Raw genomic sequence first — 14,360 nt, forward strand, 5'->3', positions numbered from 1 at the left:
TGATTCGCCGGGCAGCAAGGATTGGTAGATGATAGTTTCTGTAAGGAAGCGCGACGGCCGTGAGATGCCGTTCAACATTGAAAAGATTGTCGACGCCATTGTCAAGGCATTCCGCGCCTCGGGCGAACTTGACGAACAGATCAAGGCCGCTCAAAGTCAGTTGAATTTGTTGGGAAACGATGACGTGCTCACGAGCACGGCCCTCAAGGTGTCTGCCGATGTGGTGGGCCGCCTTGAATCCGAGGGCAAGAATGTTCCCGAAATCGAAGAAATCCAGGACGCTGTCGAAAAGGCTCTTACCGAAGGTGGTTATGCCGATACCGCCAAGAGCTACATCCTGTACCGTGCCGAACGTACCCGCGTGCGCGAAGTCAACACTCGCCTCATGCATACGCTCCGCGACATTACCTTCAGCTCTGCCAAGGAATCCGACCTCAAGCGTGAAAACGCAAACATCGATGGCGATACCGCCATGGGTACCATGCTCAAGTATGGTTCCGAATCCGCAAAGCATTTCTACACCATGATGATGCTCAAGCCTGAGCACAGCCGCGCCCACATGGAAGGCGATATCCATATTCACGATTTGGATTTCTATTCCCTTACCATGACCTGCTGCCAAATCGACCTCAAGAAGCTTTTCAAGAACGGCTTCAATACCGGTCACGGTCATCTGCGTGAACCCAAGGATATCCGTAGCTACGCCGCTTTGGCCGCTATCGCTATTCAGTCTAACCAGAACGACCAGCATGGTGGTCAGTCTATTCCGAACTTTGACTACGCCATGGCTGACGGCGTGCGTATCACTTACCGCAAGGCTTACCTTTCCAACATGGTCAAGGCTCTCATTCTTCTCACGGGCAAGACCGAAGAAGAAATCCAGCCGGTGGTAAAGAAACTTCACACCGAAATGGCCGAAATGGACATGGTGGCAACGCTTGTTCCGAACGAAAAGTTCCAGGAAGCCGAAGCCCGCGAATTGTCCAAGACCTATGGCGAAGAAGTGACCAAGAATGCACAGAAGTTTGCCGAAAAGATGGCCTACGAAGAAACCGACAAGGCTACCTTCCAGGCTATGGAAGCTTTCGTTCACAACCTGAACTCCATGCACAGCCGCGCCGGTGCCCAGACTCCGTTCTCCAGCATCAACTATGGTATGTGCACCGAACCCGAAGCCCGCATGGTCATGAAGAATTTGCTTCTCACGACTGAAGAAGGCCTCGGCGGTGGTGAAACGGCTATCTTCCCGATTCAGATTTTCCGCGTGAAGAGCGGTATCAACTTGAACGAAGGCGAACCGAACTACGACTTGTTCAAGCTCGCTTGCCGCGTGAGTGCAAAGCGTCTGTTCCCGAATTTCAGCTTCCAGGACGCTCCGTACAACCTGCAGTATTACAAGCCGGGGCATCCCGAAACTGAAATTTCGTACATGGGTTGCCGTACCCGCGTGATCGGCAATAATTATGACCCGACTCGCGAAATCTCGTACGGTCGTGGCAACTTGAGCTTTACGTCTATCAACCTGCCGCGTATCGCCATCAAGATGAAGTCTGTGGATTTGTTCTTCAAGGAACTTGACCGCATGATGCAGCTTGTGAGCGACCAGCTCATGGAACGCTTTGCCGTCCAGAGCCGCCGCAAGGTCAAGAACTTCCCGTTCCTCATGGGACAGGGCGTGTGGATCGATTCCGACAAGCTCGGCTGGGAAGATACCGTGGGCGAAGTGATCAAGCATGGTACGCTTTCGATCGGCTTTATCGGTCTTGCGGAAACCTTGGTCATGCTGACTGGCAAACACCACGGTGAATCCGAAGAATCCCAGCAGCTCGGCCTCAAGATTATCGGCCACATGCGCGAATTCTGCGACAACGAATCCAAGCGCCTGGGCCTTAACTTCAGCCTTTTGGCAACCCCTGCCGAAGGCCTGTCTGGCCGCTTCGTGCGCATGGACAAGAAGAAGTTTGGCATTATCCCGGGCGTTACCGACCGCGATTACTACACCAACTCCTTCCATGTTCCGGTGTACTACAAGATTTCGGCATTCAAGAAGCTTTCTTTGGAAGCCCCGTACCACGCACTCACCAATGCCGGCCACATCAGCTATGTCGAACTCGATGGCGACCCGACGCAGAACTTGGACGCATTCGAAAAGATCGTGAAGCACATGGCAAAGGTGGGTATCGGTTATGGTTCCATCAACCACCCGGTGGACCGCGATCCGGTTTGCGGATTCGTAGGTGTGATCGGTGACTGCTGCCCGCGTTGCGGACGTAGCGAAGGCCACGCCATTTCCGAAGAAAAGTTGAAAGAACTGCGTAGACTTTATCCGGGTATGCCTGCATTCAAGGGTATCCGCTAATTAAAATTTCTAGTAAGGAGAATCAAATGTCTGATAAGGAACTGAACAAATACGGTGAAGGAATCGGATTCGAACGTATCCGCCGCATCACGGGTTACCTGGTCGGTACCGTCGATCGCTTCAACAACGCCAAGCGTGCCGAAGTGAACGATCGCGTGAAGCACGGCGTATAATATGGACGAATACCCTCGCTTGCGGATTGCCGGAATCGAACCCGAATCGTTCGTGGACGGTCCCGGAATCCGTATGACAATCTTTACCCAAGGTTGTCACCATAATTGTCCCGGGTGTCAGAATCCGCAGACCCACGATTTCAACGGGGGTCATTTTATTGATATCGATGAAATCCTCGAAATGATCGAGGAAAATCCGCTGCTTGACGGTATCACGTTCAGTGGTGGAGACCCGATGGACCAGGCGGCAGCCTTGATTCCGCTTGCGCGAGAAATCAAGGAACGTGGGCTCAACTTGGTGATTTTCACCGGTTATACCTACGAACGCCTTATGGATCTTGCGCCCGAACGCCCGGACATGTTCGAACTGTTGACTTTTGCCGATATTTTGATCGACGGCCCCTTCATTATGGCGAAAAAATCGCTTGAAATCAAGTTCAGGGGCTCTACGAACCAGCGCATAATCGATGTGCAGCAAAGTTTGGTCGAAGGTCATGTGGTTCTTCACCAGATTCAACTGGACGAAATGAAAGTCCGCCCTGATTTGGTAATGGCTTAAAATCTCTCTTTTTGAATGTGGAAACTGCTCCGGATGGGGCAGTTTTTTTTGTGTAAAGCATTGTTGACATTATATATCTTGTTTGTTATATTTTGTTTGCATTAATTTTATAGAGGAGGACAAATGCAGCTTAAATATGCATTTTCTTTTGCCGCCGTTGCGGCTTTCCTTGCGGCTTGCGATAGCACTGTCACTAACATCAACGACGATGCAAAGGCCGAAGGCACCATTACAATCAAGGTCGTGGACAACCATTCTGGCGCAGCCCTTTCTGGCGTGACCGTTTATTCCGTTGTTGACGACAAGGCTGTTATTGCGGACTCTCTGGGCCTTTCCGTGTGGAAGAATCAGACTCTGGGCGATCACAGCTACCAGATTTCCAAGGATGGCTATGCCACGGTTCATGCTCTCGTGAATCTTGCTGAACAGGGCCAGGGCGACGTTCCTCGCGTGGGCGATGTCATTCAGACTGTTCCGATGTACAAGGCCGGCGTAAAGGCTAAGGGCATCGTTCTGTTCACCGACGACAAGGGCAAGACGAACGGTGCTTCTGGCGTGACGGTCTATGCTAACCTGCCGAAGGAATTCGTTCCGTGCGAACTGACCACCAAGACTAGCGAAAATGGTGAATACTCGTTCGACAAGCTTCCGGAAGGCGTTGAAGTGCAGATCTCCGTGGGCCAGGAACAGATCAAGTCCAAGACCTATGCAGGTAGCGATATCAGACTCGTGGGCGGCGCTTCGATGCGCGCTGGCGACGTCATTAACGTTGCTTCGATCAGCCTCGTGAAGAGCTCCGCTCAGATCGTGAAAATTGATGACAATACGAACAGCGTTGATGTGGGTTCTGACCTCACGTTCACCTTCGCTGCAGAATTGGATGCCGATTCCGTGAACACCTCTCATTGGAGTGTCACCAAGGGTGGTACCAATGTCTTAATCTCTACTTCCTTGAGCAAGGACAAGCGTACGGTTACAGTTTCCCCGTATACGGGCAAGTGGACTAAGGATGCTTCTTACGCTGTGCGTGCAACGGTTTACTCTGTCGATGGCGCTTATGCCCCGGTGAACGCGACCTTCGTGGTGGGCGGTGGTTCTTCTAGCGCTGGCAAGCCCGAAAATGTCAAAGGCCTCATGATTGCCCAGGATCCGGACTACACTTACTATGCACGTCTCTCTTGGGATGAATCCGATGACGCCACTCGTTACAACATCTACTCCAAGACGAACCTCGACAACGACTTCGCCTACCTGACTTACACGAGCTCGACCTACTACAGAGTCGACCTTGACAACTACGGCTCCAAGGTCAAGACGCTCTACTTCATTGTGCTCCCGGTGAACTCCGATGGCGTCGAAGCCGACATCGAAGGTGCAAAGACGGTGAAGTATACCATCGAGTCTGACATTGAACCTGAAGAAGAATTCGAAGACGATCTGTAGTAATCAAGAATTATAGATACAAGAAAACCACCGGAAAATCCGGTGGTTTTTTATTTGTATAACGAAAACCACCTGCTAGGCAGGTGGTTCCAAATAAGCTTTAGCGATACTGAAAAAAAGTCCTTTGGTTATAATTGAGATGCGGCCTGACAACTGCATAACAATAAAACCAAAGGATGAAATTCAATGGAAAATATACAAACATTAGCTCATACGAGTTGGAATTGCAAATACCACATAGTTTTCGCTCCGAAATTCAGGAGGAAGGTCTTTTACGGGGAGAAACGCCAAGAAATAGGGAAAATCCTCCGGTCACTGTGTGAATGGAAGAAAATCACGATAATCGAGGCGGAGGTATGTCCGGACCATGTTCATATGCTGCTGGAAATACCGCCCAAGTTCGCCGTGTCCAGCGTGGTAGGTTTCTTGAAAGGGAAGAGTAGTGTGCAGTTGTACGAACGGTTTCCCGAACTAAAGTTTAAATACAAAAACAGGGAGTTTTGGTGTCGTGGTTACTATGTTGACACGGCAGGAAAAAATGCAGTCAAGATAGCGAACTACATTCGTCATCAACTGGATGAAGACCGATTTGGGGAGCAACTGACCATGATGGGTAAACTGTAGCCCGCTTGCGGGCATGCCGGTAGGGACCGTACGCCAGTGCCAGACCGTCAACGCGTGAGACGCGTTGCTAGTATCCTAGGGCTATGCCCGTATATGAAGAACCGCCGGCTACGCCGGCGGGTCACTTTTTAAGAACTTGCAGAAAAAAAATTAGGCGAAATTAATTGTCGTCAATTTCAAACGAAGAAGAACTTTCTCCTTCATCTTCTTCGCTAGAGCTGGAGAGTTCTTCCTCGGAGGAGGAGCTTTCTTCTTCTTCGCTGGAGCTGGAGAGCTCTTCGTCTTCGGAAGAAGAGCTTTCTTCTTCCTCTTCGCTGGAGCTGGAGAGTTCTTCGGCTTCGGAAGAAGAGCTTTCTTCTTCTTCGCTGGAGCTGGAGAGCTCTTCGTCTTCGGAAGAGGAACTTTCGATTTCTTCTTCGCTGGAGCTAGATTCTTCTTCGGCTTCGGAAGAGGAACTTTCTATTTCTTCGCTGGAACTGGATTCTTCTTCTATTTCGGAAGAAGAACTTTCCTCTTCTTCGCTGGAGCTGGATTCTTCGATTGAAGAGGAACTCTTGGGCGTTTCGATGGCATCGTCTTCATTGAAGATGGGCTTTTTCGAACTGGAGCTTACGTCTTTGGAAGAGGTGCTGCTGGAGGATTTCGTGAGTTCCTTTTCCCAGCCGAGGGAAATCCATTCGCCATCCACGCAACGGTAGAAGCTGCCGTCGGCGAGCACCTGCATAATGTCGTCCTTTGTAGAAGAGTTGCATTTTCCTAATTCGGCAATGGTCTTTACGACGCCGTCGGGCATCGGTGCAGAAGAGGTAGCGGATCCAGAATCGGAATCGCCGCAACCGCCCAAAATGGCCATGGAAATCATGGATGCGCTTAAGAACGCTTTTTTCATCCTGTTCTCTCCTTTTTAAGTTCCCAAATATTAATTTGTAACGAACAATATACAAATTTTAGGACGATTTTTAAAGATTTCATTGTCTTTTTAAACAAAAATGCTTCATTATACGTTTTCGGGGGTGTATTATACGGTTTGTATAATTTATGTGATTTTAGATTGTTGATTATTGTGAAAATTGCCTATTTTGTGTAAAATTCCGTATTTTTGTATAATAAAATTGTTGACTGTAACCCAGAAAAAAGATATATTCCTTAGTATGAAATCGGTACTTGAATACAAAGACTATCACCTCTTTATGCAGGACTATTACGACGAACGCAAGCGTCTCGGTGCGTTTTCGTGGCGCGAGTTCTGCAAGAGTGCTGGTTTTACCTCGCCGAATTTCTTGAAGCTCGTGTGCATGGGCCAGAGTAAGCTCAGCAAGGTCAAAATAGACGATGTGGCGAAGGCGATGGGGCTTGTCGGCTACGAGGCGGATTATTTCCGCGAAATGGTCTTGTTCTGCAACGCGGATAAAGACGAGGCCAAGAAGGCGGCTCTCCTCGAAATGCAGAGGATTGCGTTGGAACACAAGGTGCGCGTGGTCGATGGTGATGCCTTCCAGTATTATGAATCCTGGAAGTATCCGGTTTTGAGGGAACTCATTCCGATGATGCCGGGAGCGACCCCTCGCGACATCGCTGATGTATGCAAGGAACATGTGTCCGCCGAAGAAGTGCGCGATGTATTGAATTTCTTGGTGAAGGCCGGGTTCCTGAAAAAGGACGGCGAAAAGGTCTATTCGCAGACGGAGCAGACCGTAATCGGTTCGCAAGAGGCGCTGCCTATAGCAATACGTGCCATGCATAAAGAGATGGCGAGCATGGCCGCCCGCGCCGTAGACCGCTATTCCGTAAACGAGCGCCATTTTACGGGCGTCACGCTCAGCGTGAATCAGGAGGCTCGTGAAAGGATTGCAAAAGAGCTTGACGCCTGCTGCAGAAAAGTGCTTGCGATTGCGAACGAATACAACGACCAGGATCAGGTTTGTAGAATCAATTTCCAGTTTTTCCCGGTAACGGACAAAGTTAAAGAGGTGCACCATGCTTAAGAAGTTTGCACTAGCCGTCAGTTTCATATTCTCCATTTTCATGGAGGCCTGTTCCAGCGATAACGTGGCCGGCGGGACGATTGATCCAAATTCCATTGCCGAGGTTAGCAGCTCTTCCGAAAGCGTTCCGGATGTGAATCCGATAGTAACAAGTTCGTCCGCAGGTGAAAAGAATGTGGGCGGGTCCAGTTCGTCCGAAGCCATTGAGGATTCCGTTGCCAAATCCAGCTCGTCTCAAAAATCTGTCTTGTCAAGTTCTAGTTCCTCACAGGTGGGGCCGAAGAACATGAGCAGCAGTTCGATTGAAGATAAAGACCTTGTGCCGGATCCGATACCTGTGTCTTCTTCGTCGGAAGAAGTTGATGGCCGAAGCTCTTCGTCGGAATACCATAATCTTCGCGTCCATACAGAGGATTTCAGTTTGCAGTGCAAGGATTATTCACTCTATAATAAAAACGATATTCCCGTTGTCGACCCCGAAATCGAACCTCCTTCGGCTCGCTTCTACATGGATGGAAATTCAGAAGTGATTCAGTTTGAAAATGTCCAATTCGATGTTCCTTGCGACGAAGAACAACGGACTTCATTCTTGAATGATGTCAACGAATCTGGCGCAATAGTAGGCCTTGATGGGAATACGTTGTATGCTGCTTTTAGTCGGAGCAAGGGCTTGGATTATGGCTGTTTCTGTGTGGTAGATGCCGGATTCAAAATGGACCAGTTCTACCCTGGCATTGATTCTGCAGTCTTCGATAATCAAAGGGCAATTCCGCTAGGAAAATAATTAAAGGAGGAAATCATGAAAAAGAATTCGATTTTTGCAACAGTCGTCTCTGTTGCGGCTGCGATGACACTCTCGTTTGGCTTACTTGCTTGCGGCGATGATTCGTCTTCGGGCACGGCGCCTGAAGCGCCCGTGACAGGGAACAATAGTTCCGCGGTGGAGGAGTCTTCCTCTAGCGAGGAGCAGGGACCTTCTTCTAACGAGGAACAGAGTTCGTCTTCGGAGTTGTCGTCTTCGAGCTTTGATATTCACATGTCGAGCCAGACTTGTTGTATCGATCGTTCGTCTTCTTCGCAAGAAGAAACCGTACAGCAGATTAACGATATCTTTGGAACGTGCCTCGATAAAAAGGTGGACCCTATGATGGATGCGACCTTGCCTCCTGTAGCCTATTTGGGTTATGAAGACGGAGACGATTCGGCGACGGTCGTTGTCGAGAATGTTTCGATGAATTGTAGGTCTATTAGCGGAACAAAAAGTATAATTCGCCAACCGATTGTCGGAAACATCTACCTTTCGGCGTCCGGTGATACCCTTTATATGGAACAGGCTGCGCTTGATACAGTCAATGCCGAACCGGATTGCATGTGTGATTCCCGACTGATTTTTAAGGTGAAGGCTGATCCTGCATTCATCAATGCCACGATATTAGTTGCCGTTAAAGGCGGTGATTATGGCTACAGAATGGAAATTGTTAAGGCGTTTCCACCTGATGAACAGGAACCGCGGGATTCTATTCCTGTCACACAAGATAGTGTTCCTGAATCGACCCCGACGGATTTGGAATTGAAGGGGTTTGAAAGAGGTAAATGCATGAATGATGATCTTGCCGCCAAGCCAGTTGCAAAGTCTGCCGCTACCGAACGCCTCGAAGCAAGGCAGATTACTTACATGAACGGCGAAACTGTCTTGACTTTGGAAAATGTGACGGACTATTGCGGAATTGACGCGAAGGTTTCTCAGAAGATGGTCGGCGATACCTTGATGCTTGACTATTACGATGCAACCAGTGTAACCAAGTGCATTTGCAACTTTGATAAAATCGAATTCCTGATTGAACCGGAAAATGCAACTGCCCGATACGTCAAGTTCAAGGATGTTCTGTACTGGGTCAATGAGATCCGGTATGTGGTTGATCCTAATTGGAAAGGGTAATTACTCCTTGCTACTCACGAAAAACAGGTGCTCCCATTGGAGCACTTGTTTTAATTTCTTTTATTCCCGGAAAAACGGGGCTTATTAGTATAGCGTAGGCGAAAGAGGTAAGTCGTTGAGCGAACATTCGTTGGCCAAAGGCCAAGGCCATGTGAGCGAGACGAGCTCACCTCTGGAGCGGAGCATACTAATATAGAAGAGCGAACACCATGCCGGGGCGGAAGTACTTACCGGCGGTGTACTTCAGTGCTGTGCTGTGGAGCAGCATGAACAGCGCACTTGCTTCAACCTTGTTGGCCTTGGCGATGCTGCCGAAAGCCTTCGTAAAGGCGGGCAGGTTGCGCGGGAGCTTCGGGCTGATGCGGCTGTCGGCAAGGAGGGCGCCCTTCTTCAGGAGTTCCTTGTGCATCTTCTCGGCGGCGGTAGCGCTGAGGCCAAATGCCTTCACCAGAGCTTCCGGGTGCAGGCGGCAGGAGCCGTTGAATCCTTCCGGTGCGGCGAACGGGATGCGGGCTTCTTCGTAGAGGTTGCGAATCATGGAATCGCCCATGTCGGCAGCCTGCTTTTCGAGGCCGTGGTGCATCATGGCGCACATAATGCTGTACTGAATGCCAATCCACACGTCGTGAGCCTGGAAGTTGAATTCGTCGAGCGGAGAGCCGTCCTTGCGTACAAGGTTTGCGGCACCGATGAGCGGGCTGTTGGCCTTGTAGTTCGTGTTGAAAACGCGGAGCAGGTTGGCCTTGGCCTTCTTCTCGTCGCTGATGGGCTTGAGGCCGAGCAGGCGCAGGTACGTGTCGGCGAGCATCGTGTCGGCGAATACGTCGTCGCAGTCGTTTGCAATCTTTGCGTTCCAGCTGGCGGTAAAGGCGTCCTTGCACTGGGCGGTGAGCCATGCCTTCTTGAGACCGCGGAGTTCATTCTTCGAAAGTTCCACGTCGCTCGGGATTTCGCCTGCGTTCAGCCATTCGTTGATGGTCTTGAGAGCTGTCTTCACGTTGGTGCCGTCGATAACGAGCGTTTCCTTGATGGCGTCGGCGAGCTGCGGGAGCTTGTCGGCCACAACGTCCTTCGCTTCCATCGGAGTCACGAAGAAGTGGTAGTAGCCTTCGGCTTCGTCCCAAAGGGCTTCGTCGAATTCCTTATTGGCAGCGTCGGCCTTGGCGTTCCAAGTGTCGGCCTGAGCCTTGTCGCCGAGGATTTCGGCAATCTTTGCTGCAGCGCGGAGTCCTGCAATCCAGAGGCTGCCGCAGTACACGGAAATGCCGTGGCTGGAGAGGTTGTCGAACGTGTCGTCGGTACCGTGGGTGAGCGGGAAGTTTTCGCCTTCGTTCACCATCTTTTCGAGGTACTGCATGGCGGCATAGACAGCTTCCTTGCAATCCTGCAAGTTCTGCTTGTCCTGCGTCTTCACGTAATGACGGAGAACCATCAGCACATACTTCGGGGCGAGATCCTTCCATTCCTTCACGTTGTGCCAGTCGTAGGCATCGGGTTCAGCGTCGAAGGGGCTCCCGAGGTCGTGAATCACGGCGCCACGTACGGCGCGCGGGCCTTCGAGTTTCGGGTCCGGAAGGTCGGCGAACGGGTGGTTCACATATTCGTGGTGACGGCGACGGTTGTCGTTTACGGCGAGAATTGCGTCACCGAAGCGCTTCATCACCACACCGTCGAGGCGCGGCATCAAAGCCATCAGGCTGAAGCTACCGTAGAAGTAAACGTCCAGAGAGTTGAAGAACGGATAGTCGGCGCATTCGCGGACGAGGAAACGGTCATCCTTGTCCCACACGGTGGCTTCGGCGAGGAAGCTGAGGGTGTTGATAGCGAGGCTCTTGAATTCGTCCTGCTTGGCAGCAGTCTTGTAGAGCTTGGCCACGGCCTTCTTCGGGACGAGGGCTTCGAATGCCTTGAGGCGAGCGTCGAAGTTCTTGTCGGCGGCGAGAGCTTCTTCGAGGATGGCGCCCACGCGTCCATAAGCTTCGGGGAAGAATGCGGTGTATTTCTTGGCGGAAGTAAGCTTGTTCAGCTTGATTTCGGGGAAGTCGAGCACCAGGTTGAATTGGAAGCTGACCTTCTGCTTCGGCTTGAGAACTGCGGTAACAGCTACCGCACCGGCCATCGTTTCGCGGCCGCTGTAAACGTTCTTGACCCAGGCTTCGCAAACGCGACCGCTACGGAGTGCGCACTTCAGCACGCTGGCAGCGTCATCCTGGTAGAACATCGGCTTCACGGAAACGTTCAGGTTGTCCTTCTTGTTCCAAGCGACAGACACGCCCATGCAACCGTTGAAGTCGCTTTCGGCCAGCGGCTTTTCGTTGTAGAATTCGAGACCGCGGACTTCGCGACCGTCGTTAGCCTGTTTGCTAAACTTGACGCCCTTCGGGAAACGTGCAGACGGCACGAGCACAAAGCTGGAGTCCTGAACGCCCTGGCGGTCCTTCTTGGCCATGTAACCGGCGATGCAGTCCTGCACCTGCACGATGGTGATTTCGCGGGTTTCCTTGGTGGTATTTTCGAGAGTGAACACGGTAGCGTTCACCGGGAGGCTAGAAAGGCGTTCGTCACCCGGAGTCACGTAGCTGGACTGGGTCTTGGTAATCTGCACGCCCTTGCCTTCATACTTGGTTTCGCTCACCGGATAGAGTGCGGCGTACTGCATCTTGGCGGCATCGTAACCGGCCTGGCCCAAGAATTCGCTGTCGTTTGCCCATGCGGCGGTGAGGGCGCCCTGGCGCACAACCTTTTCACCAACGACACCGTTGAAAAAGTCGATGACGGCGCTGCGGTTGAGTTCGGCACCAGCCTTGTTCAAGAGAGCTGCGGTGCGGTCGCTCCATTCAATGTGCCAGCGTTCAAAGCCGGCAGCGTTGTTCTTGAAGAAATCCTTTTCGGCAATAGCCTTGTTGAGCTTGGCTTCGGCCTTCTTCTGGTTAGCAAGTTCAGCGGCGCTGAAGAGTGCTTCGCCCTTGGCGTCCACCAGCGGGTACTTGGCAAGCATCTGCGTAAAGCCGGCGAAGTCGGCAATTTCGAGAGCTGCCTTTGCGTCGATTACGGATTCGCGGAAGAAGAAGTTGTTGAAACGGAGGTCAGAGGGCTTTTCGGTGCGAACCTGCACGCCCGGCATCACGTTCATTACGGGGGTGGTGCCAGCAGGTGTTGCGGTGAATGTCGAGCCGATACCGCCGACAGCAATACCCGTGGTAGAAGGGGTCGTAGAAAGCGGGGTGTACCAGGGCTGGATAAATTCCACGGCGAGGCCCGGGGTCATCAGCTTCTGGACGGAACCGGCCTGTTTGGCGCCGGCGAGGTAATCTTTAATGCTCATAGTCAATTCCATGAATTGGGGTTAAATTTTTACGGGTATAAAATTAAAAAATGTAAGGGCTGAAAGCCGAAAAGAATATCTAAAATGTGTACACAAAATGAAATAAAAATCCCCGGCTGAGCCAGGGATTAAAAACGGGATTATTCTGACGGGGAATCGTCCATGACGCATCGTACGGATTCCATGCCGCCCCAGTACCATTCTGAAACCATACTTGCAAATAAATTGCTGTTTGTTATTTGTACGCTGCTAAAGGAGATAACTAGTGCCGCAGGCATCAATGCGCCATTCATGCTCCAGTATTTGGCGATTGCGTTTAGACCCTTGAACGGTCCGTATTGTTCTTTTGAACCTCCGGGAATAGCATGAAATCCATATATGTCAGTTCCGTAATCAGAGGTTACAAGCCATTCTGTGGGCGCTCTCATATATCGGGAGAGGTCTTCTATATACATCGAAGAATCTATGATGAATTGTTTTACAAGTGCCTGAATTTCAAATGTGTCGGGCATGTGCCAACCGCTTGGGCAAATGCCTTGAATCGGGGCCTTTAGACTTTGGCAATAGTTCCTGTCGGATCCGGCACCTCCTCCGCGGCATTCGTTATAGGTCTTTCCGACTGCATCGTACCAAAAATAAAGTCGTCCGTATTTTTTGCAGTTTTCCTCTTTGTATGCATAGCAGGCACTCTGGGGAGATTCGTAGTTCAAGTTTTCGGCCATCCATACTTTATCGCCGATTTTGACAGTCTTGTAACTTTGTCCGTCTCGCTCGTCAATGAGGGTTCCGTAGGTTCCGCTGTATTGCGATTTCGGAAAAACGATAGGTTCAGGTGCTGGGCTTGGATTTTCGGCGTCTTCAATGCAACGTACATTAATAAAGTAGTCCGATGCTTTATTGTAGGCGATGTCGATCTTTTTTTCGGAATCAAACAGGATCATATTGCCATCGGCTGTCATTAAACCGGCTCGATAACTTGAAGGATTGGATGGGTACAAACGGCTGCTCTGTGAATAGAGGTATTCACCTCTTGTTAGCGAAAATCCCGACGTATTATGGGCACTGTATATGTCATTGTATGCGCCGCCGATAACGTTTTGGAGATCCCAGCCGCAATAGCATTCTTTAAGGCTTACTCGTGCGGCGATAGATGAGAAAAATGAAGCGCTGTCTGTAATTCCAGTGTAATCAAATAGTTCCTGGTATTCCTTGCGGGTGGGAATGTGGAACCCTTCGGGGCATATACCCTGCCTATGTTCTATGGAATCAGGGCAATTTTCCGGATTGTCGCAATCCGTGAGTTTCATGGCCGCTTGCCATTGGTAATGCCTGCCGACAGCGCCGCATTTGTCAAATACGGCTTGCGCGCTGCTGTCTACAACGCCCGTTTTATCGCTGTTTTGGTAGTAGTTCAGGTTCTGAGCCATCCAGGTCTGGTTTCCGATTCGGATGGTCTTGTACTTTTGTCCGTCACGCTTGTCTGTAATTTCGCCGTAGGGAAGGGTCGGGTTCAGAAATTCCCATGCGTCTTCGGTGAAGCATTTTTCGACATATTCGGAACTTGATGATGTGGCGGAAGAAGACGATACTACTTTTTGAGAAGAACTAGATAAGCTTACGGAAGAACTGTATAGGTATATTGACGAACTGCTCCATAAAGAAGAACTGGACTCGGCCTTGTTGCTCGAAGAACTGTTTTTGGAACTAATGGAGTCGTCGCCTTTTTGACTGCTGCTGGAACCTTTAGAAGAACTGGACTTTGATGAGTCTTCCGAAGAATCCGACTCGGAGGAACAGGAGAAAATCGATGAATCTTCGTCAAAAAGTTCATCGGCTCCCGAACTGCCTGTGCCTTCACAAGCGGCCAAATAAAATGTGGCCGCAAGAGAAAACGTGAAAAATGCAAGTTTTTTCATTAGAATCTCCTAATTGCCCCCAAAATAGGCGCTGGAA

General features: G+C 50.6%; 11 protein-coding genes. 8 read left to right on the top strand and 3 right to left on the bottom strand.

Annotated elements, in window-relative coordinates; genetic code table 11:
• Positions 1 to 28 precede the first annotated feature (28 nt).
• The 5 genes from QZN53_RS01185 (at position 29) to tnpA (ending at position 5,158) form a co-directional block, all read left to right on the top strand.
• Positions 29 to 2,359: an anaerobic ribonucleoside triphosphate reductase gene (locus tag QZN53_RS01185; protein WP_163436882.1), complete on the top strand. Its 2,331-nt coding sequence runs from the start codon at positions 29 to 31 to the stop codon at positions 2,357 to 2,359.
• A 26-nt stretch (positions 2,360 to 2,385) separates the two neighbouring features.
• Entirely contained in the window at positions 2,386 to 2,532 is a 147-nt protein-coding gene (gene nrdD, locus QZN53_RS01190) for an anaerobic ribonucleoside-triphosphate reductase (RefSeq protein ID WP_163436883.1), read from the top strand.
• A 1-nt stretch (position 2,533) separates the two neighbouring features.
• Positions 2,534 to 3,091, top strand: a complete 558-nt coding sequence (gene nrdG, locus QZN53_RS01195) for an anaerobic ribonucleoside-triphosphate reductase activating protein (protein WP_163436885.1) — start codon at positions 2,534 to 2,536, stop codon at positions 3,089 to 3,091.
• A gap of 123 nt (positions 3,092 to 3,214) precedes the next feature.
• Complete coding sequence (locus QZN53_RS01200; protein ID WP_163436886.1) at positions 3,215 to 4,534, top strand: hypothetical protein; 1,320 nt, start codon at positions 3,215 to 3,217, stop codon at positions 4,532 to 4,534.
• Between the two features lie 186 nt (positions 4,535 to 4,720).
• A complete protein-coding gene (gene tnpA, locus QZN53_RS01205; RefSeq protein ID WP_163436888.1) occupies positions 4,721 to 5,158 on the top strand; it encodes an IS200/IS605 family transposase in 438 nt (145 codons plus the stop codon).
• 160 nt (positions 5,159 to 5,318) lie between these two features.
• Here the strand turns inward: tnpA and QZN53_RS01210 are convergent, their stop codons facing one another.
• Entirely contained in the window at positions 5,319 to 6,047 is a 729-nt protein-coding gene (locus tag QZN53_RS01210; protein ID WP_163436890.1) for a hypothetical protein, read from the bottom strand.
• 262 nt (positions 6,048 to 6,309) lie between these two features.
• On the opposite strand from QZN53_RS01210, the gene QZN53_RS01215 reads away from it, so the two are divergent.
• Genes QZN53_RS01215 through QZN53_RS01225 form a run of 3 tightly spaced genes read left to right on the top strand, consistent with a single transcriptional unit; the run spans position 6,310 to position 9,082 of the window.
• Positions 6,310 to 7,143, top strand: a complete 834-nt coding sequence (locus QZN53_RS01215; RefSeq protein ID WP_163436892.1) for a TIGR02147 family protein — start codon at positions 6,310 to 6,312, stop codon at positions 7,141 to 7,143.
• Entirely contained in the window at positions 7,136 to 7,927 is a 792-nt protein-coding gene (locus tag QZN53_RS01220; protein WP_163436894.1) for a hypothetical protein, read from the top strand. The genes QZN53_RS01215 and QZN53_RS01220 overlap by 8 nt, the downstream gene beginning before the upstream one ends.
• A 15-nt stretch (positions 7,928 to 7,942) precedes the next feature.
• Positions 7,943 to 9,082, top strand: coding sequence for a hypothetical protein (locus QZN53_RS01225; RefSeq protein WP_163436896.1), 1,140 nt, complete (start codon positions 7,943 to 7,945; stop codon positions 9,080 to 9,082).
• A gap of 187 nt (positions 9,083 to 9,269) precedes the next feature.
• Here QZN53_RS01225 and QZN53_RS01230 read toward each other — a convergent pair whose 3' ends face one another.
• Together QZN53_RS01230 and QZN53_RS01235 are read right to left on the bottom strand one after the other, a co-directional pair.
• Complete coding sequence (locus QZN53_RS01230; protein WP_163436898.1) at positions 9,270 to 12,407, bottom strand: GH116 family glycosyl hydrolase; 3,138 nt, start codon at positions 12,405 to 12,407, stop codon at positions 9,270 to 9,272.
• Between the two features lie 140 nt (positions 12,408 to 12,547).
• Positions 12,548 to 14,323, bottom strand: coding sequence for an FISUMP domain-containing protein (locus QZN53_RS01235; protein ID WP_163436900.1), 1,776 nt, complete (start codon positions 14,321 to 14,323; stop codon positions 12,548 to 12,550).
• Between the last annotated feature and the right edge of the window lie 37 nt (positions 14,324 to 14,360).

This window comes from uncultured Fibrobacter sp. (genome assembly GCF_900316465.1).
Taxonomy (GTDB): domain Bacteria; phylum Fibrobacterota; class Fibrobacteria; order Fibrobacterales; family Fibrobacteraceae; genus Fibrobacter.

Coding starts and splice junctions, on each gene's coding strand:
- QZN53_RS01220 (WP_163436894.1), top strand. CDS start 7,136: ATGCTTAAGAAGTTTGCACTAGCCGTCAGTTTCATATTCTCCATTTTC.
- QZN53_RS01210 (WP_163436890.1), bottom strand. CDS start 6,047: ATGAAAAAAGCGTTCTTAAGCGCATCCATGATTTCCATGGCCATTTTG.
- QZN53_RS01200 (WP_163436886.1), top strand. CDS start 3,215: ATGCAGCTTAAATATGCATTTTCTTTTGCCGCCGTTGCGGCTTTCCTT.
- tnpA (WP_163436888.1), top strand. CDS start 4,721: ATGGAAAATATACAAACATTAGCTCATACGAGTTGGAATTGCAAATAC.
- QZN53_RS01215 (WP_163436892.1), top strand. CDS start 6,310: ATGAAATCGGTACTTGAATACAAAGACTATCACCTCTTTATGCAGGAC.
- nrdG (WP_163436885.1), top strand. CDS start 2,534: ATGGACGAATACCCTCGCTTGCGGATTGCCGGAATCGAACCCGAATCG.
- QZN53_RS01185 (WP_163436882.1), top strand. CDS start 29: ATGATAGTTTCTGTAAGGAAGCGCGACGGCCGTGAGATGCCGTTCAAC.
- QZN53_RS01230 (WP_163436898.1), bottom strand. CDS start 12,407: ATGAGCATTAAAGATTACCTCGCCGGCGCCAAACAGGCCGGTTCCGTC.
- QZN53_RS01235 (WP_163436900.1), bottom strand. CDS start 14,323: ATGAAAAAACTTGCATTTTTCACGTTTTCTCTTGCGGCCACATTTTAT.
- QZN53_RS01225 (WP_163436896.1), top strand. CDS start 7,943: ATGAAAAAGAATTCGATTTTTGCAACAGTCGTCTCTGTTGCGGCTGCG.
- nrdD (WP_163436883.1), top strand. CDS start 2,386: ATGTCTGATAAGGAACTGAACAAATACGGTGAAGGAATCGGATTCGAA.